The organism is Kitasatospora sp. NPDC049258, from assembly GCF_040678895.1.
Classification (GTDB): Bacteria; Actinomycetota; Actinomycetes; order Streptomycetales; family Streptomycetaceae; genus Kitasatospora.
In genome coordinates this window covers 78838-104542 of the sequence record NZ_JBFAQT010000009.1, presented here as the reverse complement: position 1 = coordinate 104542, position 25705 = coordinate 78838, and the positions used below count along the sequence as shown (strand labels likewise).

Genomic DNA, 25705 nt, shown 5'->3' with positions numbered 1-25705 from the left:
GGTCGACGGCCGTGCGGTCGCGGTCACCGGCGGTATGGAGGGGACGGTGCTGGTGTGGGACCTGGCCACCGGGGAGCAGCTCGGCGAGCCGCTGGTCTGCCACATCGGGGACGGCGTCACGGCGTTGGCGACGGCGGTGGTCGACGGCCGTGCGGTCGCGGTCACCGGCGGTATGGAGGGGACGGTGCTGGTGTGGGACCTGGCCACCGGGGAGCAGCTCGGCGAGCCGCTGGTCCGCCACGACGGGGACGGCGTCACGGCGTTGGCGACGGCGGTGGTCGACGGCCGTGCGGTCGCGGTCACCGGCGGCGAGGACGGGACGGTGCTGGTACGGGATCTGGCCACCGGGGCGCCTATCGGTGAGTTCTCGCCCGGTCGCGCCCCGGTCCTCGCGATGGCGACGGCCGAGTCGGACGGCCGGGTCGTCGTCGCCGTCGGTTGCAGCAGTTGGATCGAGGTGTGGGACCTGGCCGCCCAGGAGCGCGTTGGGCGGTGGCGCTCCGGGGCGGATTGCGGAGCCGTCCATGCGGTGGCGACGGTGACGGTGGACGGTCGTGCCGTCGTGATCACCGGCACCGACGACGGGCAGGCGCGGGTGTGGGACCTGGCCACCGGTGAGCAGCTCGGCGAGCCCTTCGGGGGCCACCGTGACCGTGTGTGCGCCGTGGCGACGGCGGTGGTCGACGGCCGTGCGGTCGCGGTCACCGGCAGCGACGGGCAGGCGCGGATGTGGGACCTGGCCACCCGCGAGCAGATGGGGGAGCCGATCCCCGTCGACCGCGGTTGGAAGTGGGCCTTGGCGACGGCGGAGGTGAACGGCCGTGCCGTCGTCGTGACCGGCGGGGACGGAACAGCGCGGGCATGGGACCTCGCCGCCCCGCAGATCGGACGGCCTCGCCGTGACCGGCCGGAGGTCGGTGCGGTCGCGACGGCGGAGGTGGGTGGCCGCACCGTCGTGGTGACCGGTTGCGAGGGCGGGACGGTGGGCATGTGGGATCTGGCGACCGGGGAGCAGGTTGCCGGGCCCGTCGGCGGTCACGCCGGCACGGACGTGCTGGCGATGGCGATCGCCGTGGTGGACGGTCGCCCCCTGGCTGTCGTCGGCACCGACGACGAGCTGGCCCGGGTGTGGGACCTCGCCACCCGCGAGCAGCTCGGCGAGCCGTTCAGGGGACATGACCACGGTGTGTTGGCAGTGGCGACGGCAGAACTCGACGGCCGTACGGTCGCGGTCACCGGGACCATCGCGATCCCCTACCTGTGCGACGGGGCGCTGCGGGTGTGGGACCCGACCACCGGCGAAGCGGAGCGGCAGCCACTGAGCTGCGACGGCGAGGGCGTGGTGCGGGTGGCGACGGCGACGGTGGAGGGCCGCGCCGTCGCCGTCACCCTTGGCGGAAAGGGGACGGTGCGGGTGTGGGACCTCGCCGCCGGGGACCAGTTGGGTGCGCCCCTCGCGGGACCGGACGACAGGGCCTACTGGGTGGCGACCGCCGTCGTCGACGGCCGCCCCTTGGCGCTCACCGGCCACGACGAGGTGCTGCGGGTGTGGGACCTCGCCACGGGTGTGCCGCTGGGTGACCCGCTGGCCGGCGGAGGGGCTACGACCGGGGTGGTGGACGGCCGCGCCGTGGTGGTCGTCCACGAACGCGACGGAGCCCGGCAGATCCGGGACTTGGCCACTTTCGAACCGGTCGGACCGCCACTGGTGCTTCCGAGGCCTCTGAGGGCCATGGCCGTCACGCCGGACGGGCGTCTGATCTTGGCCTTCGGTCAGGAGGTTGCGGTGCTTCGATGTCGCCGACGATGGCCCGCAACGCGCTCAGGTACCGGCTCAGCGCGGTGCGTCCGGCCGGAGTGAGGGCCAACCAGGTGCGCGGCTGCTTTCCGACGTAGCCCTTGGTGACCTCCACGAGGCCCGCCGCCTCCAGCAGGGTGACCTGCTTGGAGAGGGTCGCCGCCCTGATCACCACGGTCTCGCGGACGACACGGAACTCGCTCCGGTCGGTCTTCGCCAGACAGGCCATGATGGACAGCCTGATCGGCGAGTGGATGGTGCCGTCCAGCTGGTAGCGGGGATGGCCCTCGCCGGCCCCGTCCGGGGCCTCGGGCAGCCGCGCCTCGCCGGCAGCTCCGTCGTCCGCAAGCTTCACGCCTCGCCCCTCTCGCTCATGGTCTCCCAAACCGCAGGAACATTACCGAATGTAAATGAGTGGTGTCACCATGGGCAAATGCACCCGCCCGCGGGGACATCAGGAGCCGGGGCCGGAGCGCGGCGTGTCGCCGACGAAGTGGGCGCAGAACGGTCGGCCGACGAGTTTCGGTCGCGGCGCGGCCCCGGGTCCGGTGAACCGGTCTGCTGCGGAGATTTTCGAGGTCGAAAGAAATTGATCGGAGCAAACGCCGGCTGCGCTAGGATTCCGGGATGAGTGGAACTGCCCTTTCGATCGAATTGGCCGGCCCGGTCCCGGCCGAAGACCTTGTGCGACTTCATGAGCTCCTGATCGGCCTTTCGGATGGGATGGAGGTGAAGTCGCCGGAACACTTCGACCTGGTGATACTGCCGCAGCGATTGGGCGTCGGCGGGAGCTGGGGGCCGTTCGATCCGGGCCCGTTCTGCGTCGCTCTCAATGGGCCGGGGTTCGAATGGGAGGAGATTTTCCACGGCGACCACGACTACGGGGACTTGGAACTGAGGAGCCTGATCGGATTCACCCCGGCGTATGACCTCCTTGTCTCGGGTTCCTGCAGTCGGCCGATCGACCACGCGGTCACGGCCCTTCTCGCCGCCTCGGTGATGGACATCGTCGGGGGAGTCGCGAACGTGGAGGTGGTAGCACACCAGATCCCCGTCATCCGAGCTCTTCCAGGATTTCTCGCCCTCGCCACCGAGTGGAGCAGGGCGTTCGGCTCCGCAGAATTCCTGCGGGCCTGGGCCGCGCATCCGGACTTTCGGCTCTGCTAGCCGCACCGACCAGCCCTTGGAGGACCTGTGCCAAGCCACGTACCGCGCGATCGGGCCGGGCGATACCCGACCCCGGCGGATCACCCCGCAGCGCACTACCACAGTCCGGAACTCACGGCCGGCGAAGTGCGCGCCCTGATGCGGAGGAACTACCTGCTGCTGCAGACCGGCGAAGCAGCACTCGGCCTCATCGGGCCGGACCTGCTCGGAATCGCGGTCGAGCCCGGACCGGACACGATCGTCCTCCACTTTGCCGTCACCGCCGGCACGGCCGAGGTGCAGGAATGCCTCGACGACATCACGTTCGAGCTCCAGGCGCTGCTCGTCGGTGGACCTGAACAGAGCTCGGAGATCATCACCACGATCCACCTCGGTGCGCCCGATGCGGCCTGGCCGGGGCACTCCCACGCCCTGCTCCACCTCGCGAAGCCGGGGTCCGAGCAGTGCGGCCGTCAAGTCAGCGTGTGAAGGCGGAGTTGGACGCCCTCGCGACCGCACCTCAGGTCACCTACCCCTGGTGCGGCGCGTGGTCAGCGGGCGAGCGAGCGGAGGAGGCGGACGTACGGGGACCAGCGGGACGGTCGGGCCACCGTGCCGGTGCAGGCTGCCTCGGCGCGGTCCAGGGCGTCCTCCAGGCAGGCGTCGTGCATCCAGCGGAAGGCCAGCGGCCAGCTCAGGCGCGCGGGGCCGGTGGCCCGCATCGCGAGGGTGTGCCGGAGCACCGTGCGCTCCCCGTCGAGCGGCAGCGCCGCGAACTCGTGGAAGCCGTCGAAACCGCGCGGCCCGCTGAAGGCGAACCGCACCCAGCTGCCCGGCACGTACGCGGCGACCGTGTAGCGGACCGGTCCGTGGCCGCCCACCGCGCCGACCGCCAGCGGGCGGTCGAACTCCATCGCGGGCCAGTCCGGTTGCGGCCACAGCCGGTCCGGCCGGTCGGCCGTCCCGCCGGACAGGCTGTCGATGAGCGCGCCAACCTCGCTCGCGTCGGCGGCCAGCACGCGCTCGTGCACGTTGTAGACAGGCATGGGTCTCCCCCGGAAGTAAATTAGAGAACTCTCTCTAGTTGTTCTGGAGGTTACTCTCTTATTCATGGCCAGACCACCCCGCTTCGACACCGGTCAACTCCTCGACGCCGCGGTCCTCCTCGGCGCCGCGGGCGGACCGGCCGACGTGACCATGACCGCCGTCGCCCAGGCGGTCGGCGCGCCGAGCGGGTCCGTGTACCACCGCTTCCCCGGCCGGTCGGCCCTGCTCGCCGAGGTGTGGCTGCGCAGCGTCGAGCGCTTCCAGGACGGGTACTTCGCCGCGCTCGGCAGCGACCCCGACCCCCGGCTCGCCGCCCGTGCGGCCGCCCGGCACGTCGTCTCCTGGAGCCGCGCCCACCCGCAGGAGGCCTCGCTGCTCCTGTACGGAGCCGAGGAGTTCGGCCGCGCCGACTGGTCCGAGGAGCACAAGGAGCGCGCGGACCTGGGCAACCAGCGCGTGTTCGGGTCCCTGGCCACCCTCGCCGAAGCACTCGGCGCGGCCGGCCCGCAGGACCGTGACCGCGTGACCTTGGCCCTGATCGACCTCCCGCTGTCCGTGGTCCGCCGCCATCTGCGCGCCGGCCGCCCGCTGCCGCCGTACGCCGAGGACCTCGCCGAGGAATCCTCGGCGACGCTCCTGGCGCACACCCGCACCGCGTAGCGGTCCGAGGCGGGTTCAGCGCAGGCACTGGGCGAGGGCGCCGGTGACGGCGGTGGCGAGGGTGACGACGGCGGCGAAGGTGGCCGCGGCGCGGGTCAGGGCGGCGGGGTAGCCGGCGCCGTCCAGGCGGGCGAGCGTGCCCGCGGCCGTGGCGGCCAGCAGTGCGAGCACCAGGACGAGGGCGGCGGCGAGCAGGACGACGGCGGTGCGGTTCACGGTGGTCTCCCTTGACGCGGAGGGGTGTCGACCCGGCCCAAGGTGGCCGAAACGGTGTCCGCCGTGGTGCGCGCCGGACCATGATGAACACCGTCGGACACGAGGGCCGAGGGCTTGGGGATCGGATGGGTGGGGAACGGGACCGGGCGCTCGTCGCGCTGCGCGAGCGGCTCGCCGACACCCTGGCCGGCGCACGGCTGACCAAGAGCCAACTCGCCGCCCGGGCAGGCCTGGGCCGCACCACCGTCCACGAGGCACTGCGGCCCGAGGCGGGCGCGCCGTCGGCGGAGACGGTCGCCGCACTGGCCGCCGCGCTCGGCCTGCCGGAGGAGGAGCGCCGGGAGCTGCTGGCGCTGCGACGGACGGCAGCGACGGACCCCGATCCGGCACCGGCGCCGGAACCGCTCCCGGGCCCGGGCAGACCGATCCGCGCCTGGGATCCGCACACGCTGGAGGTCCACCCCGCCGGCGCCGCCGCCGTCCCGGCCGACGCCGGTGCCCCGCGGGCCCTGCCCGGGTACGTTCGCCGCACCCACGACGGCATCCTGGCGCAGGCCGTCCGCGCGGCGGCCGACGGCGCCAGCCGGATGGTGCTGCTGGTCGGATCGTCCTCGACCGGCAAGACCCGGGCGTGCTGGGAGGCCGTACAGCCCCTCGCGGACCAGGGCTGGCGGTTGTGGCACCCGTTCGACCCGACCCGGGCCGAGGCCGCACTCGCCGACCTCCAGCGGGTCGGGCCGCGCACGGTGGTGTGGCTCAACGAGGCCCAGCACTACCTCGGCGACCCCCGGGCCGGCGAGCGGATCGCGGCCGCCCTGCACACCGTCCTCAGCGAGCCCGAGCGGGCTCCGGTGCTGGTCCTGGGCACCCTGTGGCCCGAGTACGCCGACCGGTACGCGGCCCTGCCGTCCCCGAGCGGCCCGGACCCGCACAGCCGGCTGCGCGAGCTGCTGGCCGGCCGCACCCTGACCGTCCCCGAGGTCTTCACCCCCGAGGCGCTGGCCGCCGCCGAGGCCCTCGCCGGCGCCGGGGACGGCCTGCTGGCCGATGCGCTCACCCGGGCCGCCGGGCACGGGCGCCTCGCCCAGGACCTGGCCGGCGCACCGGAACTCCTGCGCCGCTACGAGCACGGGAGCCCCCCGGGCCGGGCCCTGCTGGAGGCCGCGATGGATGCCCGCCGCCTGGGCGCCGGCCTCCACCTCCCGCAGGACTTCCTGGTGGACGCCGCCGCCGACTACCTCGCCGACCACGACTGGGACGAACTCGCCGACGACTGGGCCGAAGCCGCCTTCGCCGATCTCGCCCGCCGCGTGCACGGCAAGCAGGCGCCCCTGCGGCGCGGCGCCACCCGCTCCCCCCGCCCGCCGCTCGGCCGGCCGGCACCGGGCACGGCGGGCGGGCCGCCCGAAGGAGCCGCGCAGCGCCCGGTGTTCCGCCTCGCCGACTACCTCGAACAGCACGGCCGCGCCACCCGCTGGCGGTTCTGCCCGCCGGCCTCCTTCTGGTACGCCGCCCACGCGCACCTCACCCGCACCGACGACCTCGACCGCCTGGCCGACGCCGCCGAGCACAAGTACCACCTGGAGTGGGCCCAGGCCCTGCGGCACCGGGCCGCCGGCACCCGCCCCGGCGCCGGCGTCGCCCCGAGCGTGCTGAGCAGGCTCCGGGCCCAGGTGGCGAGCTGGAAGGGCGCGGAGGTCTTCTACCGGCAGGCCGCCGACGCCGGGTACGCGGCGGCGCTGGCCGAGCTGGCGCGGCTGCGCGAGCTGCACGGTGACCTGAACGGCGCCGAGGCACTCGCCCTGAAGGCCGCCGACGCCGCGTACGCCGCCGCCCTGACCGAGCTGGCGCGCCTGCGGGAGCAGGACGGGGATCCGCAGGGGACCGAAGTCCTCTACCGGCAGGCCGCCGTCACCGGGTACGCGGCGGCGCTGGCCGAGCTGGCGCGGCCGCGGGGGCAGGACGGCGGGCCGACGCGGGCCCAAGCGGCGCTCGCCCGGCAGGCCGTCGACGTCGGGTACCACGAGGCGCTGACCACGCTGGCGCGGGTGCGGGAGCTGTACGGGGACCGGAAGGGCGCGGAATTCCTCTACCGGGAGGTCGCCGACGCCGGGTACGGCGTGGCGCTGGCCGAGCTGGCGCGGCTGCTGCGCGAGCAGGACGGGGATCCGCGGGCGATCGGCCGCACGGGCTGACGGTTCATCGAATGGCGCACGGGCGATGGACGGTCGTTCGCCCACGATGGGGTTCTCCCTGAGGATGGGAGAACCCGCAGGACGGCCGGTGTGCCGGGCCGTCAGGGTGCGGCGCCGGGGCCGCGAGGCAGGAAGTGGACCCGCCGTCCGGGTCGATCGGACCGGCGGCCCCGGCGGCCCCGGTCCGGTCCGTCATCCGTCCGTCCGACGATTGAGGAGAGCATCCGTGGTCGTTCCCGCATGCCCGCAGACCCGGCGTGCCGCCCGGTTCGCCGTGCTGGTGCCCGGAGCCGCGCTGGCGGCTCTGGTGCCGTTCGCCGTGCCCAGCGGCGCCGACACGGGCACCGGTCCACCGCCGTTCCCGGTGGCGCAGGCCCTGGAGGGCGGGACGCCGCTGGCCTCCACCGGGGAGGTGACCGGCCTGTGCGCACAGGCCCCGGCGTGCAGCTTCCGAATGTACGACCGGGCTCCGCGCGAATTCGTGAGCGGGGTGCTGTCGGTGGGGAACGCGGCGATCAACTGCACCAACGGCGACATGGAGATCGACCGCACCGTCACCTTCGTGACCAGCAGCACCGACAACATCGGCGGCGCGATCTCCGGCAAGGCGGCCCTGGAGGGCGGGGTGGACACCACGGTGACCGTCTCGGGCTCGGCCACGGCGACGCCGGGCCTGGCGAACAGCGTCACCAGCTTCGGTCCGAACAAGGACAAGGGCCCGTTCACCGAGGACCAGATCAAGAACACGGCCGAGGCGACCGGGACGGTGGCGGGCTCGAACGCGCTGCACCTGGGTGCCAAGGCGACCTTCGAATCGGCCTTCGAGGTCACGTTCTCGCGGCAGTGGCAGGCCGTGACCACCGAGACGACCAGGGTGGTGTTCACGGTCAGCCCCGGTGACGAGATCCAGTTCGGGGTGGTGAACGCCATGTCCCGGGCGGCCGGTGAGCTGACGGTGAACGACACCGGCAAGCTGATCAAGAACATCACGGTGGACAGCCCGTCGAGCGTCAACGTCAGCTCGGTCGTCGCGCAGACCTTCGCCGTACCGGGCAAGTGCCTGTCGCTGCGGCCGCCGGGCCGCTCGGCGGGTGGCGGCCTGGTCGAGCTCGCCCCCGGGCGGGCCGAGAGTGCCCGGCGGGCGGCCGACGCGGTGTTCGTGCGGACCGCGCAGGGTGGTTGGAGGCAGCGGTGAGGAGCGGGAAGGAGAGGGATGTGCAGGGAAAGCTGGTCGCGCTGACGGTGGCGGTGCTGGCGCTGGCCACCGGGCCTGCCGTCGCCGAGGACGGGGCCGCCCCGCCGTCCGGACCCGACACGGTGGCGCCGGCCCCGGACGGTGACCTCGCGGTGCAGGACGCGCCCGCGATCGCGCGCGGGTGCGGGCAGGAGTACGACTGCTCGTTCCGGATCATCCCGGGGCTCTCCCGCGAGTTCAGCGCCGCGGTGGTCTCGGTCGGCAACGCGGCGGTGAACTGCACCAACAAGCCGATCGACATCTATCGCACCGTGGTCCTGGAGTCGAGCACCACGGACAACATCGGGGGTGAGATCTCCGGCAGGGTGGCCCTGGAGGGCACGATCGACAACACCACGGACGTCTCCGCGAGCGCCAGTGGCAGCAACAAGACCGAGATCACCCATACCGATCACACCGCGCCGAGCGACAAGGGGCCGAACGCGGACATCGCCAACGGCGCCACCCTGGCCGTCGGCGGCACCGTGACCGGCGCCGGCCAGCTCAAGCTGAGTGCGAAGGCCACGTTCGAACTGGCCTTCAAGGCCACCTACTCGCACGAGTGGAAGCGCTCGAGCACCGAGACCACCCAGGTCAAGTTCACCGTGAAGTCCGGTGACGAGCTGCAGTTCGGCATGCTGAACGCGATGAACCGCACCGTGGGCGAGCTGACGGTGGGGAACATCGGCAAGCTGATCAAGAACATCATCGTGGACAGCCCGTCGAGCGTGAACGTCAGCACGGTCGTGGCGCAGACCTTCAGCGCCACCGACCGCTGCCTGTCGATGCGCCCGCCGGGGCGCTCGGCCGCCGGCGGCCTGATCGAGGCCGCGCCCCGGACCGACGGGGCCCGGCCGATCGCGGTCCACCGGCTGACCGCCGACGGGAGTTGGGTGGCGGCGGACTGACGCCGCGGCGCGGGCCGGCCGCCCTCCCGAGGCCCGGGAGGGCGGCCGGCCCGCGCTCGGGCGCAGCGGCTACGGGGAGAGCAGCGTCGCCCGGCTCGGCACTCCCGCGGGCGGGGCGTCGAGGGTGATCAGGCGCTGGTCCGGCCCGGCCCCGTTGTCCGGGGTGCCGGCGGTCGGCCGGGCGGAGCCGCAGCGCTGCAGCTCGGCCTCGGTGAGCGGGCCGGTGCGCTGGTAGTAGCGGTCCGGGAGCGAGCTCGACGGCAGGTCGAAGGTGGCGTCCAGGCGGTACTTGTTGCGGGCGTTGGTGAAGCTGCCGACCACCCGTTCGCGGGCCGGCTGGACCTCGATCCAGCTCATCTCGCCGGGCTGGATGGTGGGACCCAGCTGCTTGGTGGTGGTCCGGCTCCAGGTCAGCGGATTGCTGGTGGAGACCGCGGCGGAGTTGCCGCCCGCGACGCTGAAGCCGGCGGCGACCTGCCCGGCCAGGTTGGGGCGGCTCTGCGAGAGGTCGGAGCGGCTGGGGGTCAGCGGGGCGCCCTTGAGCGCGTAGTACTGGCTGAGGTTGTCGTACGGGGGCTCGGTGTTCTCCATCCGGCGGTCGTCGACCACGGCGTTGCGGGTGCAGTTGAGGTACACCTCGCCGACGATCCTGGTCCGGCCGTAGTACCGGTAGGAGTACCGGTCGTCCACGGTGAACACGCAGTTGCCGGCGGAGCCCTCGCAGTCGTCCACCGCGACGCCGGGTTCCAGCGGGTCGTTGCCCCGGTACGCCTTGGGGCCGGGCAACTGCTCCTTGCGGACCTTCTGGTCGACCGGGGCGGGCGTCTGCCTGGCACCGACGTTGGTGATCAGGGGGCCGCAGGAGAGCGAGTCGCGCTGCTCGGCGGAGTCGAAGGAGACCATCGGGTTGTCCTCGGTGGCGGTGAACTCGAACGTCCGGCCGGTGGTCCAGTTGGCGACGCCGACGGTGTCGGTGCCCCCGGTGGTGACCTGCGGGTCGGGGGCGGGGCCGGCCGTGATCAGGGAGACGTTGTAGGTCTGGCCGTCCTTGAGCTGTTCGGGCTTGCACCGGCGGTCCACGCCCGGGCTGTCGTCCCAGGTCAACGTCACGTGCGAACCGGCCTTCACGCCCCACAGCCGGGTGCGCAGGGTGAGCGCGGCACCGTTCCAGTTGAGGGCGGCGGCCTGGTACCCGAGGGGGTGCTGGGCGAGGGACTTGCCGAAGACCACCCCGGTGTTGTCCGGTGACCAGTCGGTGTGGCCGGCCGCCGTGCCGTTGTCGGGTGCCACGGGCCGGGCGAAGGTGCCGTTGGGTACCTGGGCGTCCACCGTGTCGACGGCCTGCGCCGCGGGCGGGGCGGCGACGAGCGTCAGGCCGGCCGCCGTCAGCGAGCAGAGGATGCGGTGCGGGATGCGGCGGGCCATCAGCAGAACCACCAGTCGCTCGGGGGGATCACCGTGTCGCCGGGCCCGACCCCGGCGGTCAGGGCGTTCGGCAGGGCGCAGAGGTCGGCGGCCGCCGTGTTCGGGTCCTGGTCGCGGGGCACCTGGCCGAAGGCCTCGACGGCCTGGGTCTCCTTGTCGATGCCGGCGTTCTCCTTCTCGCCCTTGCCCGCGACGCCTGCCAGGCATTCCCGGTCGGTGGGCGGGCACTTGGAGATCTGGGCCTTGTCGTCGGCGACGTCCTTGCACTGCGGATTGCCCGCCGCCTCGCCCGCGCAGGGGTCGCTCGACGCCGCGCCCTGGGGCGCGCCGAGCGGCGGGGCGGTCTGCTTGGCGGCGACGTTGGTGATCAGCGCGCCGCAGCTGGGCTTGTCGGTGTCGGTCGAGGTGAAGGTGATCTGCGGGGCGTCCTCGGCGGCGGTGAAGGAGTAGGTCCGGCCGAGGAACCAGTTCGCCTGGCCGGTGGGGGTGTTGGTGGTGAAGCTGCCCGGCCTGTTGGTGCCGCCGGTCACCGACACGCTGTACGCCCGCTTGGCGTTGCCCGACGTCACGCAGGAGTCGGGGTTGTCGTCCCAACTGAGCGTGACCGTGGCACCGGTCCGGACGCCGCGAAGGCGGGTGGTGAGCGAGATCCCCCTGCCGTTCCAGCCGAGCGTGGCCGCCTGGAGGGCGATCGGGTGAGCAGCACGGGTGGTCGACGCGACGCCGCCGCCGGTCCAGCCCTCGACACCGCTCGCCCAGTCCTGGCCGGCGGGCACCGTCGGGGAGGAGAACGTCCCGTTCACCACCACGGCCGGCTCGGTGTCCTCCGCCCCCGCGGGTACGGGCGCGGCCAAGGCGACGACGCTACTGAGGGTGACGGAGAGAAGTCTGGCTCGTGGTGTCCGCAGCACGGTCGCTCCCACTGAAGTTGGCGGCAACATCGGTCACTTGGGACCTGATGGCCATTCAGTCCCAGCCGCCATGCTTCGGGCATCGGACACGCACCGCAACCATGGCGGTCCGATAGGGCGACGACGAACGATCTTCCTGGGCCATCGGTGTGGAAAATCCTCCGCATCCGCACAATCGTTCCGGCGGGCGGGCAGGGATTCGGGCGATCCGACCATCACGTCCATCTGTGGCCGAGCGGCCAAGGCGCCGCACCCGCGCTGCCCGCCAGCTACCTCCGCCCGACGCTCCCGCCTCCCCCGGTCGACTGACCGGCGGCGAGCCCGTCCGCCGCTGCCCGGTACCGCCCACCGCCTGAGATCCGCCGCGCCGGTCCGACGGCCGGTCGGCCGGGCGTGTCCACCATCCACCCCACCACCGCGAACGTGAGGAAGAGATGCACCCGCCGCACCGAAAGCTCCGCCACCTGACCGCGACCGCCGTCCCCGCCCTGGTCGCAAGCCTGACCCTGCTGTGCTCCGCCGCGCTGCCCACCTCCGCGGCCTCCGCCTACGACCTGCGGGTCCGGGCCTGGGGGAACAACGTCAACGGCCAACTCGGCGACGGCTCCGCCAAGACCCAGCGGCTGACCCCGATCTCCGTGGTGGGCCTGTCGGGGGCCGAGGTCAACGCGGTGGCCGCCGGTGGCACGGCCACCACCGGCTTCGCCCTGGCCCTGCTGGGCAACGGCACGGTCGAGGCCTGGGGAAGGAACGACAAGGGCCAGCTCGGCAACGGCGCCGCCGGTACCACCGACGAATGGTCGGTGCCGGGCCTGGTCGCCGGGCTGGCCGGGGTGGACGCGGTGGCGGCCGGCGGCACCCACGCGCTGGCCCTGCTGAAGGACGGCACGGTCAAGGCCTGGGGCCTGAACGACAAGGGCCAGCTGGGCGACGGCACCACCACCAATGCCAACCTGCCGGTGACGGTGGCCGGGCTCGACGACGTCAAGGCGATCGCGGCCGGTGACTCCTTCAGCATGGCCCTGCTGAGGGACGGCACGGTGAAGACCTGGGGTCTGAACGACAAGGGGCAGCTGGGCATCACCCCGACGCCCGCCAGCTCGACGGCCGCGGTGCCCGCGCCCACCCCGGCCAGCCGCGCCACCGCCGTCGCGGTGCCGGGTCTGACCACCGTCAAGGGGATCACCGCCGGCGCCTCCCATGCCCTGGCGCTGCTGGCGGACGGCACCGTGATGTCCTGGGGCCTGAACGACAAGGGCCAGCTCGGCGACGACACGACGGTCAACAAGCCCTACCCGGTGCCGGTGCTGGAACTCAGGGGCGTGACCGCGCTCGCCGCGGGCGCCGGCCACAGCCTGGCCCTGCTGCAGGACCACACCCTGCGCGGGTGGGGCAACAACGCCAACGGTCAGGTCGGCGACGGCACCACCACCCAGCGCAACACCAGCGTGCCCGTCCCCGGCCTGCCCGGCGTGACCGCCGTCGCCGCCGGGGGCGGCCACAACCTGGCGGTGCTCTCGGACGGGACGGTCCAGGCCTGGGGCCTGAACGACAAGGGCCAGCTCGGCGACGGCACCACCACCCAGCGCAACACCCCGGTCCTGGTGCTGGCCAAGTCGGGCAGCGTCTCCATGGTCGCGGCGCCCAGCAGCGGCAACTTCAGCCTGGCGCGCTGACTCCCCATCACCGAGCAGGAAGGCAGCACATGATGATCTCCCGAACCGCGTCGCGGAGCCGGCTCCGCCCGGCGCTGGCCGCCGGGGTGGCAGCCCTGACGGCGCTCGGTCTGGCGGCCGTGCCGGCCGGCAGCGCACACGCCCAGGAGAAGCGGCTGAAGTCCTGGGGCAACAACCGCGCCGGCCAGCTCGGCGACGGCACCTGGACGGACTTCCGCACCACGGCCACCACCGTGCTCGGGCTGACCAGCGCCGAGGTGGTGAAGATCGCCGCCGGTGGCGCCGGCCCCGCGACCGGCCACGGGCTGGCCCTGTTGACCGATCGAACGGTGCAGTCCTGGGGTGCCAACGGCTCAGGCCAGCTCGGCGACGGCTCGGTGTTCAGTCACAACGCGCCCGGCCAGGTGGTCAACCTCTCCAACGCCACCGACGTGGCGGCGGGCGGCGCGCACAGCCTGGCGCTGCTGGCCGACCAGACGGTCGTCGCCTGGGGGCGCAACAACTACGGACAGCTGGGCAACGGCACCAACGCGGACAGCAGCGTCCCGGTCCGGGTCGAGGGCCTCAACAAGGTGATCGCGATCGCCGCCGGCCTCAGCCACAGCCTGGCGCTGCGCGAGGACGGCACCGTCTGGGCCTGGGGCTACAACATCAACGGGCAGCTGGGCGACGGCACTTCGGCCAGCCGGAATGTGCCCTCGCCGGTCAGCAACCTGGCCGGTGTCACCCGGATCGCCGCCGGCTGCAACCACAACCTCGCCCTGGTCGGGCCGCCCAGTGGCCCCACCAGGCCGACCAGCGGCAACGCGGTGAAGGCCTGGGGCTACAACGCCACCGGCCAGCTCGGCGACAACAGCACCATCAGCCGCTACAGCCCGGTCGACACCCAGGCCATCTGGCTCGGCGGGGTCTCCCAGATCGCGGCCGGCTGCAACCACAGCATGGCCGTCACCGACAGCGACAACCGCCTCAAGGCCTGGGGTCAGAACACCTCCGGCCAGATCGGCGACGGCACGACGGACTACCGGATCACCCCCGTCCCGGTGCCTGGCCTGTCCGGCATCCAGCTGGTCGCGGGCGGCCGGGAGCACACGGTGGCCCTGCTCGGTGACAACACCGTGCGCTCCTGGGGCAACAACGGCTCCGGCCAGCTCGGCAACGGCACCACCACCGACAGCAGCACCCCGGTCACCACGCTCACCGCGCTGACCGGTGTCGACAAGATCGCCGCTCCGGTGGGTGGTGACTTCAGCCTGGCGAACTGACCCTGGCGCGTTCGGCGCGGACGACCGGGCCCCTGTCCCGGCCGGGACAGGGGCCCGGCCGTCGGGGCGGAGCGGGACAGCCGGACGCGGGCGCAGGCCTACGACGAGCCGTCCGGCCGCCCGGCGGCGGTCGGGGCCTCGAGGGATGCCAACGTGCTTCTCAGCCAGGCGAGTTCGGCCTGGGTGGTGGCGCGGGCGATGAGCAGGATGCCGCGCCGGAACGGGTCGTCGAGCTCCTCGGCGCCGACCGGGCGCGGGCCGTCGTAGAAGAAGCTGGCGGGCTCGGACAGGAAGGCCAGCCGGCGCCGGAGCACGGCGGCCTGCAGGGCCGGGTCGGCGAGCTGTCGCAGGAAGGCGAGCACGGTGAACCACCGGTTCTCGTCGCTGATGTCGAGGTCCTCGGGCGTGCGCAGGCGGGCGTCCAGGGCGGCCCGGCCGGCGTCGGTGAGGTGCAGGGTGTGCCGGGGCGCGGCGGTGCTACCCGGTTCGGTCCGGCGCAGCAGGAGGCCGTCGGACTCCAGCCGTCTGATCGCGGGGTAGAGCGTGCCGTCGCTGATCGGGCGGACGTGGCCGGTGAGCGCGGCCAGGTGGCGGCGCAGCTCGTAGCCGTGCAGTGGCTGGTCGTGGAGGAACCCGAGGATCGCGAGCTTGAGCATGGGGCCACTCTGCCAGAGGCCCCGGCCTGGTACAGCGCCGCCGATATACCTCGGTATCGAGGTATGCTCCGCGGGTGGCCCGGCAGGGGCCGATGGCAGAAGGAGTCGGCGATGCGCCATGCCCCCGTGACCCCGAACGGCGACCTGATCCGCTGGGTGGACATCCCCGGTGCCGAACCGGCCCGGCTCTATCTGCACGGGCTCGGTGCCAGCTCGCCCGCCTACTTCGCGGCCGCCGCCGCGCACCCGGTGCTCACGGGCCACCGGTCGCTCCTGCTCGACCTGTTGGGCTTCGGCCTCAGCGACCGGCCGGCCGACTTCCCGTACACCCGGGAGGCGCACGCGGACGCGGTGGCGGCCGCGCTCACGGATGCCGGCCTGGCCGGCGTCGACGTGGTGGGGCACAGCATGGGTGGCGCGATCGCCGTGGTACTGGCGGCCCGCCATCCGCACCTGGTGTCCCGGCTCGTCCTGGTGGACGCCGGCATCGACCCCGCGCCCGCGCCGCAGACGCCGGGCAGCACCGGCATCACCGGGTTCACCGAGGAGGAGTTCCTGGCGGGCGGGTGGCGGCCGACCCGGGAGAGGGTCGGTCCGGCCTGGTGGTCGACGATGCGCCTGGCCGGCCGGACCGCGCTGTACCGCAGCGCGGTCGACCGGGCCCGGGCCACCTCCCCGACCGTGCGCGAGCTGCTGCTCGGGCTGCCCGGCCCGCGCACCTTCCTGTACCCGGCGGCCGACGGCGAACTGCCGGGCGCCGAAGGCCTGGTGGCCTCCGGGGTGACGGTGCGGGCGGTGCCGGACTGCGGGCACAACATCATGCTCGACAACCCCGACGGCTTCGCCCGCGAGGTCGCCCGCGCGCTGGCCACGGACTGACCGACCGACGGAGCGCCGGGCCGGCCCGTCAGGAGGCGTTGTCGGCGGTGAAGATGAAGCTCGGGGAGTGGTAGTAGTCGGGCAACTGGGCGAGGTAGGTGCCGTTGCCGGGAGGGTCGCCGGCGGACCAGTCCTGCGGGCCGAACAGGTGCGAGGGGTAGTCGCTGGAGGGCACCGGCGGCACGAACAGGAGGCGGAAGGACGAACCGTCCGGCTCGGCGCGGAACGTCCACAGCTGCACGGTGCCGCCGGCGGCGGGAAGGCAGGTCGACTGGACGACCCTGACGATGTTTCCGCCGCCGGAGGTGCCGTCGAGGCACTTTCCGGTACCGGTGTTGCGTAGCTGGTAGGCGTCGCGGCCGGCGGCGACGCGTTCCCAGCGCTGGGAGAGGGCCCCGGTGCAGGCCTGGAGCTGGATGAAGGCCCCGTCGGGATCCTGCGGGCCCACGCACAGGCCGGTTCTCGTGTTGCGGAGGCGGAAGCCGGCGGGTCTGCCGGTGGGGGAGGGTGCCGGGGTGGTGGGCGCGGCCGTGGTGGGTGCGGCCGTGGCTGTCGTGCCGGGTACCGGGGGGCGGGTCGCGGCGGTGGTCGGTGAGGCGTCCGGGGACGGCGGGGCGGGCGCCGTGCCGTCCAGCGCGATCGGCGGCGCGGTCACGGGGACGGCGAGCGGCGCGGGGGACGCCAGATGGCCGTCGGCGCCGGGGGACGCCGCGGTGACCGCGACGATGGCCACGACCGTCGTCACGGCCACTCCGATGCACAGGGCCAGCGCGCGGTTGTGGTCGCGCCGGCGCTCTCCGTCGACGGGCGGGGAGGCGCGCCCGCTTGCCGGTGCGGCCGCCTCCGTTGAGCCCGGTACCCGGTCCGTGGTCCACGGCCGGTCCATGGTCCACGGCAGCAGGGCGCCGTACAGCACGTCACGGTCCCACCCGTGGATCGCGGTGAGTTCGGCCTGCGCCCGGCGGCACTTCACGCACCCGGCCGTGTGCCGGTCGAGGCTCTGGTGGGTGACCTGCCGTGCGACGGTGTCGCCCATGGCGGCGGCCAGGTGGCGACAGGCCCGGTCCGAGGTCTGGGCGAACACCTGCAGGTACGCCTCCCACAGGGCGAGCCGGGCAGGCTCGGCCGCCGGATCCTCCGGCGCCGACGCTGCCGGCCCGTCGGTGAGGGCGTGCCACAGTTCGGTCTGCCGGTGCTCGGGCAGGGCGCGCAGCGCCCGCAGCAGCACGGAGTCGGCCTCGGCCGTCGCGGCCGCGGGGCTCCCGTTGCCGGGCAGGTGGGCGATCCAGGCGGTGAAGCCGGTCGAGAGCCGTCCGGCGCGGTGGTCGGCGGCCCACTCGGCGGCGATGTGCCTGACCGAGGAGGCCAGGTAGGGGCGCCAGGCCGCGGCCGGGCCGTCACCCTCGCGGACGGCTTCCAGGGCCAGGGCGAACGTCTCGCCGGTGAGGTGCTGCGCGTCCTGCTCATCAGGGCAGTACAGGCGGGCGTGGGCGAGGACGGCCGCCCGGTGGTGCGCCAGGATCTCGACCGCCGCCGACGGGTCGCCGACGCGGATGCGTCGGGTGATCCGGATGTCGGCGGTCTCGGTGTCCGTGGGTTCAGGCACGGCCTTCCTCCTGGGTGTTGCGGTCGGTCGCTTGCGGTCGGTCGCACGGGAGTGTCACGACAGCGACCAGGTCTGGTTGCTCTGGTGGGAGAAGCAGGGCCACAGCTGGACCGGGGTGCCGTTGCCGGTGAGGCCGTTGTAGACATCCAGGCACAGGCCGGACCGGAGGCCGACCAGGGCGCCGCCGACCCCGACCTGCCACTTCTGGTCGGCCTCGCCGGAGCAGGGCTGCCCGTGCACCGGAGTCCCGGGCCGGGTACCGCCGTTCTGGGGATCGAGGCAGACACCCTCGCGGTTGCGGATCTCTCCGGCCTGGGTGAGGGTCCACTGCTGACCGGCGCCGCCGTCGCAGTCCCGGATGACGACGCTGCTCCGGCCGCTGAGGGTCAGACAGCGACTGGAGGCCGCGCCGAGCAGGGCCCGGGTGGCAGGGGTGGCAGGGGTGGTCGCGGCGGGCGCTGTGCGGGTGGGGCTCGCGGTCGCGCCGGTGGTCGCGGTGGTGGACGCGGACACCGTGGGGGAGGAGGCAGCCGACGGCAGCGCGCCCTGCGGCAGCCGCGCGGCGGCGACGGGTGCCGATCGCACGTCGGGCGTGATCATGACGGACAGGATGGACACGCAGACCGCGGTGGCAGCGGCTCCCGCGGCCATCACCGCGACGGCCTGCGCGGCACGTCCCCGGGGGCGGGGGATCGGCGGGAGCCTGCGGCGCCCCGCCCCGCCACGCCCTTCGGGGCCGGGCACGTGCTCGGCCGTCGGCCCGGTCGGCTGCGCCGGGGTGAAGGGCGGCAGGCGCACCGTGTCCGCCAGTGGGTCCGGTGGGACGAGGTGCCACCCTGCCGCACCCGTGGCCTCCGGCCGGCAGGAGCACCCGCGATCCCGCCAGGTCCGGTCGCACATCGTGCAACGAGGCTCAACCCTCATGACACAGATCCTCTCTTCTGCCCCCGGTGTACGGGGTGGTGGGCGGCGTCCGGCGCTCCCGGGGCGGGCGGGGCCTGCGGCCGGCGACGCCTCGGCCGAGCCGTCCGGTCCGGCCGCACATCTCTGGTGATCCGGCCCGGCGGACGGGATAACGGAAACCGCGGACCTTCTCGGTCGCCGCGGATCTGCCCGCCCGCCGCTCTGGGCTACTGCCGCAACCGCAGCCGCAGGCGTCGCCGCTGCGCCGGACGCCGGCGACGGTGGCCCCAGGTCCGGCCGGGGGCCGGCGCGGCGGTCGCGGCGAGGCCGAGGCTCACCTCCACCCTGGCCCCGCCCATGAAGCTGCGCAGCAGCCGCACCTGCCCGCGGGTCGCGTCGGCCGTGCTGCGGACGACGTCCAGGCCCAGCCCGGTGGATCCGCCGGAGCTGGCGCCGCGGGCGAGCGCGCTGGCCGGGTCGGCGATGCCGCGTCCCCCGTCCTCGACGACCAGGACGACGCCCTGCGCCGTGCGCCGCACGCTCACCGCGAAACCCGTCCCCTGGGGGGTGTGGCGGAAGATGTTGCCGACGAGGGCGTCGACGACGGCCGCGAGGTCGTCGGGGGCCAGCGGCACGGGCGTCGGTTCGTCCGTCGCCGCGAACGCGCATGCGCGGCCCTGCTGTTCGGCGAGCATCGACCAGAACCCGACCCGTTGCCGGGCGACCTCGGCGACCTGGCAGGTCGGGACGCCCGCACCGGGCGGCCCGGCGGCCGGGGCGGCGTCGCCGGCCCCCGGGCGGGCGGCCGGCGACCTCGTGGACAGCGGGGTTCCGGCGGCGCGGATGATGGCGTCGACCTCGGACTCCAGGTGGCCGATCGCCGCCACCATGCGGGGCGCGCCCGGGACCCGGCCGATCTGCTCGGCGGCGATGGTCAGCGCCATCAGGGGGGTTCTCAGCCGGTGGGAGAGATCGGCCACCAACTCCCGTTCGGTGGCGAGAAGTTGGGTGACGCGGTCGGCCATCAGGTTGAACGCCTGGCCGGCCTCGCGGAGTTCGGGCGGCCCGGCCGGCTCGACCCGGACGGCGAGGTCGCCGGCGCCCAGGGCGGCCGAGGCCCGGGACAGGCGGCCGGACGCCCGGACCACACGGGCGCCGAGCCGGTCGGCCACCACGACGGAGGAGATCACCAGGCAGACGGCCAGCAGCACCATGACCGTCCAGGCCCTGGCCACGCCGCGGGTCAGCTCGGCCTGCGGGACGAAGGACTCGACGACGGCGACCTGCTCCTGGTCCACCAGGACGGGCTGCAGGAAGACCCAGCCGCCCGGCACGGTGCCGGCACCGGAGTGCCGCTCGCGCACGACACGCAGCAGCATCTGCGCGGGGGCGTGCGTGGTGCCGACCAGCCGGCCGTCCGGCAGGTGCACGCACGGCCGCTCCGCGGGGGCCGCTCCGGCCAGGGCCTGGGCCAGCTTCTCGGGTTGGGTGGCCAGGGCGAGGGTGGGCAGCACGGTCTCGGCCCGCCGTTCGGCCGCGGTGGTCGCGCGGGTCTCCACCTGGGTGCGCACCAGCAGTGCGAGCGGGACCAGGAAGGACACGGCGACCATGGAGGTCACGACCAGGGCCACCATGGCCAGGGTCGCCCTCATCGCGGTGGCTCCGACTCCGCGCCCACGCCGCGCACCGCGGGCCGGCGCCGATGCGTCGATGCTGCGAACTCCCGCTGGGGGGCCTCGATCGGGTGGGTGGGGTTGGTCGGGTCGTCTTCGGCGACGAGGACGGACGTCATGGCGCACACCGTAGCCGACGATCCGACCACCTCCCACACTCCTGAGCTGCGGGAACGAGGCTTCTGGCGCCGGGGGTTAGCGGAACATTAGGGGTCTGTCAGCGGAACCTGTTGCCGGCGGATCCGAGGCCCGGCGGAGCCTACGATCGCTCTCATCGGTCATGCCGGCCCGTGCGCCCGCCCCGGAGTGCCGGCGGATGTGCGGGTGGTGGGACAGCTCGAGGACGTCGGCGCCGGCGCCCCGGAGGAAGTCGGTGACGGAGTCCGCGGTCCGGTTGTCGAGGGAGAAGACCCAGCGTCCCGGGATCAGCACCGTGTCGATGCGGCCCTCGGCCGCCCGGGCGAGCAGTCGCCGCAGTTGCGGCCGCGGGAGCCGGGAGGAGACGCCGTTGTCCAGGAAGACCTGCGGCACCGGGAGACGGAGCCGGGCGGCGTGCTCCTCCAGCGCCCGCAGGTGCACCGCCATCTGCCAGGAGTCGTAGGGGTAGCACCGCAGGTACACGGCGGTACCGCCGGTGAAACCGTGCGGGTCCTCGGCGGTCCCGCCGGCGGTACCGAGGGGGCGGATGACGGTCATGGTTGCTCCTCGTCGAGCAAGGCGCAGGAAGGAAGCTGCGGCACTCGCATCCGGAACCGCTGCGCGGAGCCGGGGCGGCCGGGGCCGTGACCGGCGGGTGTCGCCGGGAGCGGGGCGGCTCGACCGGGCGGGACGAGAAGCGCTGCGATCGGCAGGGCCCGCCGCTCCGGGGTGCCCGGGGCGTCCGTGCACACGTTCCCGGGCCAGGGCCGCGTGGCGGGCGACCCTTCTTTCCTACCGTGCATTGTGGACCTGACCGCTCCCGATTGTCTAGACCTGTACCCATCCGGGGCTCGGGTCCGCCACCCCGGGTGCCGCGGGGGTTGCCGGGGCTGTCGTCGTGGCTTCCTGGTGGGTCAGCGGGTGGGGACGGCGAGCAGCAGCGCGAAGCGGGCGTCCCGGTCGGTCCACCAGTGGCCGACGGTCAAGCCACCGGTGGCGAGTTCCGCGGTGAGCGCCTCGCGGCGGAACTTGCCGGAGATCTCGGTGCGCAGGCTCTCGCCGGCGCCGAGGTGGAGGACGAGGTCGACGGCCGGGATCTTCACCGTCTGCGCGGAGCGGGAGCGCAGGTGCATCTCGATCCGCTCCTCGGCGCCGTTCCACACCGCCACGTGGTCGAACGCAGCGTGGTCGAAATCGGCGTCGAGTTCACGGTTGAGGACGGTCAGCACGTTCTTGTTGAACGCCGCGGTCACGCCCTGGCCGTCGTCGTAGGCGCGCACCAGCGTCCCGGCGTCCTTGACCAGGTCCACTCCGAGCAGCAGGGCGTCGTCGGGGCCGAGCGCCTGGCGCAGGGCGGCGTAGAAGGACCGGCGCTCGGCCGGGTCGAGGTTGCCGATGGTGCTGCCGAGGAAGGCCAGCAGGCGCGGGCCGGGCCCGTCACCGACGGCGAGCTCCTGCTCGAAGTCGGTCACGGTGGCGGCGACCCGCAGATCGGGGTAGTCGCGGCAGAGCGCCTCGCCGGCCTCGATGAGCGCACAGTCGCTGACGTCCAGCGGTGCGTAGCGCCGCAGGGTGCCGGCGGCGGTGAGCGCGTCCAGCAGCAGGCGGGTCTTGCGGGAGGAGCCCGAGCCGAGCTCCACCAGCGTGCGGGCCCCGGTGAGGGTGGCGATCTCGGGCGCCCGCCGGGCGAGGATCTCCTGCTCGGCGCGGGTCGGGTAGTACTCGGGCAGCCGGGTGATCCGTTCGAAGAGTTCGCTGCCGTGGGCGTCGTAGAACCACTTGGACGGCAGCGTCCTGGGTGCGGCGGACAGGCCGTGCAGCACGTCGGCGCGCAGCGTGGTGGCGAGGTGGTCCTGGGGGAGCCGGTGGTCGAGCGTGAAGCGGTTCGTCATCGTGCTGTGATCCTCTGTGGTGTGGAACGGGCGCGCCACGGCGGGCCGCAGCGGGCTCACCCGGACGCGGCCGGGGACGGCGATCAGCAGGGAGTGGTCGGGGACTTCGTGCCACGCGCCCTCGCCGTCCGGTTCGGAGGCGACGAGCACGCTGTCGGGGGTCGTCCGGTACCAGAGCGTGTCGCCGTGGCGGCTGGCGGTGATGGTGCGGCCGTCGGTGAGCAGCAGATTCAGCCGGGCGTCCGGGCGGACGGCCGCGGTCCGGCGCACCACGGCGGTCAGCGCGTCGGCGGCCGGCTCGCCCCGGCGCAGTCGACGGGCGAGGATCGCCCACAGCAGGGCGGAGTCGCTGCGCGCCTCCAGCGCGAGCAGGTCGGCGGGGTCGAGTCCGCCCGCCGCGCCGAGCGCGGCGGGCAGCCCGGTCCAGTCCGGGACGGCCCCGTTGTGGCCGAACAGCCGGTGCCCGTCCCGGAAGGGGGCGGCGGCCGCCTCGTCCTGGGTGGTCCCCTCGGTGGCCGAGCGGACGGCGGCCAGCAGGGCCCGGGTGCGGACGGTGCGGGCGAGGTCGGGCAGATTGGGGTCGGCCCAGATCGGCACCGCGCGCCGGTAGCGGGCCGGTGGCCCGTCCGCACCCGGCAGGTACCAGCCGAGGCCGAACCCGTCCGCGTTCACCGTGCCGTGCCGCTGCTGCCGGGGCGCCCAGGACTGCCGGTACAGGCCGTGCGGCGGGTCGAGCAGCAGTGCGGCGGCGGTGGTCTCCGGTCCGAGGTAGGCGAGTTGGCGGCACATCAGGGTGCCTCGCCCGGGGTGGCGTCGCGGGCGGTGCGGAAGCCGGCGAAGATCTGCCGGCGGATCGGGAAGTCCCAGTTGCGGAAGGTCCCGCGGCAGGCGACCGGGCCGACCCCGAAGGCCCCGCCGCGCAGCACCTTGGACGCCGGGCCGAAGAACACCTCGGAGTACTCCTGGTAGGGGAAGGCGGTGAAGCCGGGGTAGGGCAGGAAGTCGCTGGCGGTCCACTCCCAGACGTCGCCGATCAACTGCCGTGCCCCGCAGGGCGCGGCGCCCGCCGGGTAGCTGCCGACCGGGGCGGGTCGCAGGTGGCGTTGGCCTAGGTTGGCGTGCTCGGGGGTCGGGTCCACGTCGCCCCAGGGGTGACGGCGGGAGCGGCCGGTCGCCGGGTCGTGGCGGGCGGCCTTCTCCCACTCGGCCTCGGTCGGCAGCCGCCGCCCGGCCCAGCGGGCATAGGCGTCGGCCTCGTACCAGCACACGTGCAGGACCGGCTCCAGCGGTGGCACCGGCTCGGTGCGGCCGAAGCGGCGGCGCAGCCATGCCCCGCCGTCCCGGCGCCAGAAGAGCGGGGCCTCCAGCCCGGCCCGCTGCCGGTGTGCCCAGCCCTGCGCGCTCCACCAGCGCGGGTCGGCGTAGCCGTCGTCCGCGACGAACTCCTGGTAGGCGGCGTTGCTCACCGGTGCGGTGTCCAGCCAGAACGGTGCCAGGTCCACGGCGTGGGCCGGGCGTTCGTTGTCCAGCGCCCATGGGTCGGTGTCGGTGCCCATGGTGAACGGGCCGCCGGGCACCAGGACTTCGTGCGGCAGGGCGGTGGCTTCGGCGCGGGCCGGCGGTGGGGGCGGGGCGTCCAGGACGGCGGGCCCGGAGCGCAGCTGGTGGGTGGCCAGCATGGTCTCGGCGTGCTGCTGCTCGTGCTGGGCGACCATCCCGAAGACGAAGCCTCGGGCGAGCAGGGGAGTGTGCGCACCGGACGAGGTGGCCGACGGGGCGCGGGCGTCCCCGTCGAACACCGCGGCGTCCAGGACCTCGAGAGCCCGCTCGCGGACCTGGCTCAGGTACCGGCGGGCGCCGTCGGGAGGCAGCAGCGGGAGTGTGGTGCGGTCGGCGCGCGGATGCCGGAAGGCGTCGTAGAGGTGGTCGAGGTCGGGGCGCAGCGCGGGGAGCCGGCCGGCCTCGCGGACCAGCCAGATCTCCTCCTGGTTGCCGACATGGGCCAGGTCCCACACCAGGGGTGACATCAACGGGGAGTGCTGGGCGACCAGTTCGGCCTCGTCCAGGCAGTCCGTCAGGGCGAGCGTGCGCTGCCGGGAGGACGCCAGCGCGGCGGCGGCGTCGGCCGGGGTGGGGTGCGCGTTCAGCGGTCCGCTCCTTCCAGGAGGTCGTCGGCGGGACATCGGCCCTGTTCGGTGTAGCGCTCGGCGAACGCGGTGAGGATGCCGCGCAGCCGGCCGCCGGGGCCGGGGCCGGGGTCGGGGTCGGTGGCGGTGGCGGTGGCGGAGTCGGCCAGCGCGGCGGTGGCGGCCGCGAAGCAGCGGCGGGCGGCCTTGCCGATCGCGGGGTCGGCGGGGCCGAGCCGGGCGGCGCGCAGCCACGTCCCGGCGGCCGGCTGGTCGCCGCCGCTCGGGCACAGCGGTGCGGTGGCCTCCCAGGCGGCTTCGGCCGCCGTGGGATCGTCCAGCAAGGTGGCCGCCAGCACCGCCGGGACGATCCAGCCGTCGCCGTCCTGGGCGTCGACCATCCGCAGCTCCAGCCAGCCGCGCGCGCGTACCGGTGGGAACAGCGTGGTCAGGTGGTAGTCCAGGTCGTCCAGGGTGGGCGGGCGCTCGCCCGCTCCGCCGCGCAGCCAGGTGCGGAAGTCGAGGCCGCGCGGGGCGGCCCAGGTCCCGGGCGCGGCGCGGCGCAGGCACAGCAGTGGGGCGTCCAGCGCGTAGCGGGCCCAGGAGCCGCGCGGGTCCTGGCCCGGCTCGGGCGGCCGGGTGCGGCCGGGGTCCGCGTACGCCCAGGCCCGTTGCCGGGTGGAGCGCCAGCCGGTGGGTCTGCCGTGCCACAGCGGGGAGTTGGCGAAGGCGGCGACCAGCACCGGACCGATCCGGTGCGCCAGCGTCCACCGCCGGCGGTAGCCGGTGATGCCGTCCGTGTCGTCACCGCTGTCGAGGTTGATCTGGACGGACGCGGTGGCCCGCATCATCATCCGTCCCCACGGGCCCAGTTCGTCGAAGTGCTGCTCCATGGCCCGGTAGCGCGGATGGTCCAGCAGCCGTGCCGGATCCCGGTGCGGGTCGAGCCCGCGGCCGGTGAGTTCCAGCCCCGCGCGGGAGAGGGCGTCCCGCAGCGCGTCCAGGTCGGCGGCCGTGGCGCGCACGCAGTCGGCGAGCGGGCCGGCCGACCTGGTGCTGAGCTCGATCTGGCCGCCGGGCTCCCGGGTGAGCCCGGAGCGGTGCGGCAGCCCACCGGCGGATTCCAGCGCGGTGAGCGCGGCGTCCAGCCTGGCGGCGGGGACCGGACGGGTGCGGTCGGCGCGGTCGTGCACCAGCCATTCGAGTTCGAGGCCGACGCGGCCGGGCGGGCCGGTCTTGAAGCAGACCCCGCGTACGTACGCCTCGGCCTGGGTCTCCGTCAGGGTGATGTCCATCTGCTCGCTCTCGGTGCGGTCGCGGGTGGCGCGAAGTCCTGCTGACACCCTAGGCA

Annotated in this window: 23 protein-coding genes and 2 pseudogenes; 10 read left to right on the top strand and 15 right to left on the bottom strand. The window is 74.2% G+C overall.

What is annotated here, in order from left to right; all coding sequences use genetic code 11:
- Nucleotides 1–34: 34 nt before the first annotated feature.
- A pseudogene (locus tag AB0K43_RS10710) lies at nucleotides 35–691 on the top strand (hypothetical protein); the annotation flags it as partial.
- 1048 nt (nucleotides 692–1739) lie between these two features.
- Here the strand turns inward: AB0K43_RS10710 and AB0K43_RS10705 are convergent.
- The gene (locus tag AB0K43_RS10705; RefSeq protein ID WP_363638050.1) at nucleotides 1740–2153 is read right to left on the bottom strand and encodes a transcriptional regulator; all 414 of its coding nucleotides are present in this window, start codon (nucleotides 2151–2153) and stop codon (nucleotides 1740–1742) included.
- A gap of 272 nt (nucleotides 2154–2425) precedes the next feature.
- On the opposite strand from AB0K43_RS10705, the gene AB0K43_RS10700 reads away from it, so the two are divergent.
- Both AB0K43_RS10700 and AB0K43_RS10695 read left to right on the top strand, forming a co-directional pair.
- On the top strand, nucleotides 2426–2965 hold the full coding sequence (locus AB0K43_RS10700; RefSeq protein WP_363638048.1) for a DUF6368 family protein: 540 nt from the start codon (nucleotides 2426–2428) through the stop codon (nucleotides 2963–2965).
- A gap of 126 nt (nucleotides 2966–3091) precedes the next feature.
- Nucleotides 3092–3433, top strand: coding sequence for a hypothetical protein (locus AB0K43_RS10695; protein WP_363638046.1), 342 nt, complete (start codon nucleotides 3092–3094; stop codon nucleotides 3431–3433).
- A 62-nt stretch (nucleotides 3434–3495) separates the two neighbouring features.
- Here the strand turns inward: AB0K43_RS10695 and AB0K43_RS10690 are convergent, their stop codons facing one another.
- Nucleotides 3496–3990, bottom strand: coding sequence for an SRPBCC family protein (locus tag AB0K43_RS10690; protein WP_363638045.1), 495 nt, complete (start codon nucleotides 3988–3990; stop codon nucleotides 3496–3498).
- Between the two features lie 64 nt (nucleotides 3991–4054).
- Here AB0K43_RS10690 and AB0K43_RS10685 point away from each other — a divergent pair, with 64 nt between their 5' ends.
- Nucleotides 4055–4651, top strand: coding sequence for a TetR/AcrR family transcriptional regulator (locus tag AB0K43_RS10685; RefSeq protein ID WP_363638043.1), 597 nt, complete (start codon nucleotides 4055–4057; stop codon nucleotides 4649–4651).
- Between the two features lie 15 nt (nucleotides 4652–4666).
- Here the strand turns inward: AB0K43_RS10685 and AB0K43_RS10680 are convergent, their stop codons facing one another.
- Nucleotides 4667–4867, bottom strand: coding sequence for a hypothetical protein (locus AB0K43_RS10680; protein ID WP_363638041.1), 201 nt, complete (start codon nucleotides 4865–4867; stop codon nucleotides 4667–4669).
- Nucleotides 4868–4992: 125 nt separating this feature from the next.
- Between AB0K43_RS10680 and AB0K43_RS10675 the strand changes: the two genes are divergently transcribed.
- The 3 genes from AB0K43_RS10675 (at nucleotide 4993) to AB0K43_RS10665 (ending at nucleotide 9204) form a co-directional block, all read left to right on the top strand.
- Complete coding sequence (locus tag AB0K43_RS10675) at nucleotides 4993–7062, top strand: helix-turn-helix domain-containing protein (protein ID WP_363638039.1); 2070 nt, start codon at nucleotides 4993–4995, stop codon at nucleotides 7060–7062.
- A gap of 226 nt (nucleotides 7063–7288) precedes the next feature.
- On the top strand, nucleotides 7289–8257 hold the full coding sequence (locus AB0K43_RS10670; RefSeq protein ID WP_363638037.1) for a hypothetical protein: 969 nt from the start codon (nucleotides 7289–7291) through the stop codon (nucleotides 8255–8257).
- Nucleotides 8258–8277: 20 nt separating this feature from the next.
- A complete protein-coding gene (locus AB0K43_RS10665; RefSeq protein WP_363638035.1) occupies nucleotides 8278–9204 on the top strand; it encodes a hypothetical protein in 927 nt (308 codons plus the stop codon).
- 69 nt (nucleotides 9205–9273) lie between these two features.
- On the opposite strand, the gene AB0K43_RS10660 is transcribed toward AB0K43_RS10665, so the two are convergent.
- Both AB0K43_RS10660 and AB0K43_RS10655 read right to left on the bottom strand, forming a co-directional pair.
- Nucleotides 9274–10629 (bottom strand): hypothetical protein, encoded by a 1356-nt coding sequence (locus AB0K43_RS10660; protein ID WP_363638033.1) that lies wholly within the window; start codon nucleotides 10627–10629, stop codon nucleotides 9274–9276.
- Nucleotides 10629–11483: a hypothetical protein gene (locus AB0K43_RS10655; RefSeq protein WP_363638031.1), complete on the bottom strand. Its 855-nt coding sequence runs from the start codon at nucleotides 11481–11483 to the stop codon at nucleotides 10629–10631. Before AB0K43_RS10655 ends, AB0K43_RS10660 begins: the two co-directional genes overlap by 1 nt.
- Nucleotides 11484–11974: 491 nt before the next feature.
- Between AB0K43_RS10655 and AB0K43_RS10650 the strand changes: the two genes are divergently transcribed.
- Complete coding sequence (locus tag AB0K43_RS10650) at nucleotides 11975–13216, top strand: hypothetical protein (protein WP_363638029.1); 1242 nt, start codon at nucleotides 11975–11977, stop codon at nucleotides 13214–13216.
- A gap of 29 nt (nucleotides 13217–13245) precedes the next feature.
- Nucleotides 13246–14481: a hypothetical protein gene (locus AB0K43_RS10645; protein WP_363638027.1), complete on the top strand. Its 1236-nt coding sequence runs from the start codon at nucleotides 13246–13248 to the stop codon at nucleotides 14479–14481.
- A 98-nt stretch (nucleotides 14482–14579) separates the two neighbouring features.
- Here the strand turns inward: AB0K43_RS10645 and AB0K43_RS10640 are convergent, their stop codons facing one another.
- Complete coding sequence (locus AB0K43_RS10640; RefSeq protein WP_363638025.1) at nucleotides 14580–15137, bottom strand: PadR family transcriptional regulator; 558 nt, start codon at nucleotides 15135–15137, stop codon at nucleotides 14580–14582.
- A 111-nt stretch (nucleotides 15138–15248) separates the two neighbouring features.
- Here AB0K43_RS10640 and AB0K43_RS10635 point away from each other — a divergent pair, with 111 nt between their 5' ends.
- A complete protein-coding gene (locus AB0K43_RS10635) occupies nucleotides 15249–16016 on the top strand; it encodes an alpha/beta hydrolase (protein ID WP_363638023.1) in 768 nt (255 codons plus the stop codon).
- Nucleotides 16017–16044: 28 nt separating this feature from the next.
- Here the strand turns inward: AB0K43_RS10635 and AB0K43_RS10630 are convergent, their stop codons facing one another.
- The 9 genes and pseudogenes from AB0K43_RS10630 to egtA form a co-directional block, all read right to left on the bottom strand.
- Nucleotides 16045–17622 (bottom strand): RICIN domain-containing protein, encoded by a 1578-nt coding sequence (locus tag AB0K43_RS10630; RefSeq protein WP_363638021.1) that lies wholly within the window; start codon nucleotides 17620–17622, stop codon nucleotides 16045–16047.
- Between the two features lie 54 nt (nucleotides 17623–17676).
- The gene (locus tag AB0K43_RS10625) at nucleotides 17677–18222 is read right to left on the bottom strand and encodes an RICIN domain-containing protein (protein WP_363638019.1); all 546 of its coding nucleotides are present in this window, start codon (nucleotides 18220–18222) and stop codon (nucleotides 17677–17679) included.
- A 530-nt stretch (nucleotides 18223–18752) separates the two neighbouring features.
- Complete coding sequence (locus tag AB0K43_RS10620; protein WP_363638017.1) at nucleotides 18753–20177, bottom strand: HAMP domain-containing sensor histidine kinase; 1425 nt, start codon at nucleotides 20175–20177, stop codon at nucleotides 18753–18755.
- The gene (locus AB0K43_RS10615) at nucleotides 20174–20317 is read right to left on the bottom strand and encodes a hypothetical protein (protein ID WP_363638015.1); all 144 of its coding nucleotides are present in this window, start codon (nucleotides 20315–20317) and stop codon (nucleotides 20174–20176) included. Before AB0K43_RS10615 ends, AB0K43_RS10620 begins: the two co-directional genes overlap by 4 nt.
- 76 nt (nucleotides 20318–20393) lie before the next feature.
- Complete coding sequence (locus AB0K43_RS10610; RefSeq protein WP_363638013.1) at nucleotides 20394–20894, bottom strand: recombinase family protein; 501 nt, start codon at nucleotides 20892–20894, stop codon at nucleotides 20394–20396.
- A gap of 356 nt (nucleotides 20895–21250) precedes the next feature.
- Nucleotides 21251–22228 carry an L-histidine N(alpha)-methyltransferase gene (egtD, locus tag AB0K43_RS10605; RefSeq protein WP_363638192.1) on the bottom strand — a complete coding sequence of 326 codons (978 nt, stop codon included), beginning with the start codon at nucleotides 22226–22228 and terminating at the stop codon, nucleotides 21251–21253.
- Nucleotides 22229–22288: 60 nt separating this feature from the next.
- A pseudogene (gene egtC / locus AB0K43_RS10600) lies at nucleotides 22289–23017 on the bottom strand (ergothioneine biosynthesis protein EgtC); the annotation flags it as partial.
- The gene (gene egtB / locus AB0K43_RS10595) at nucleotides 23017–24411 is read right to left on the bottom strand and encodes an ergothioneine biosynthesis protein EgtB (protein WP_363638011.1); all 1395 of its coding nucleotides are present in this window, start codon (nucleotides 24409–24411) and stop codon (nucleotides 23017–23019) included. The pseudogene egtC and the gene egtB, both read right to left, overlap by 1 nt.
- A complete protein-coding gene (gene egtA, locus AB0K43_RS10590; RefSeq protein WP_363638190.1) occupies nucleotides 24372–25649 on the bottom strand; it encodes an ergothioneine biosynthesis glutamate--cysteine ligase EgtA in 1278 nt (425 codons plus the stop codon). Before egtA ends, egtB begins: the two co-directional genes overlap by 40 nt.
- Nucleotides 25650–25705 lie beyond the last annotated feature (56 nt).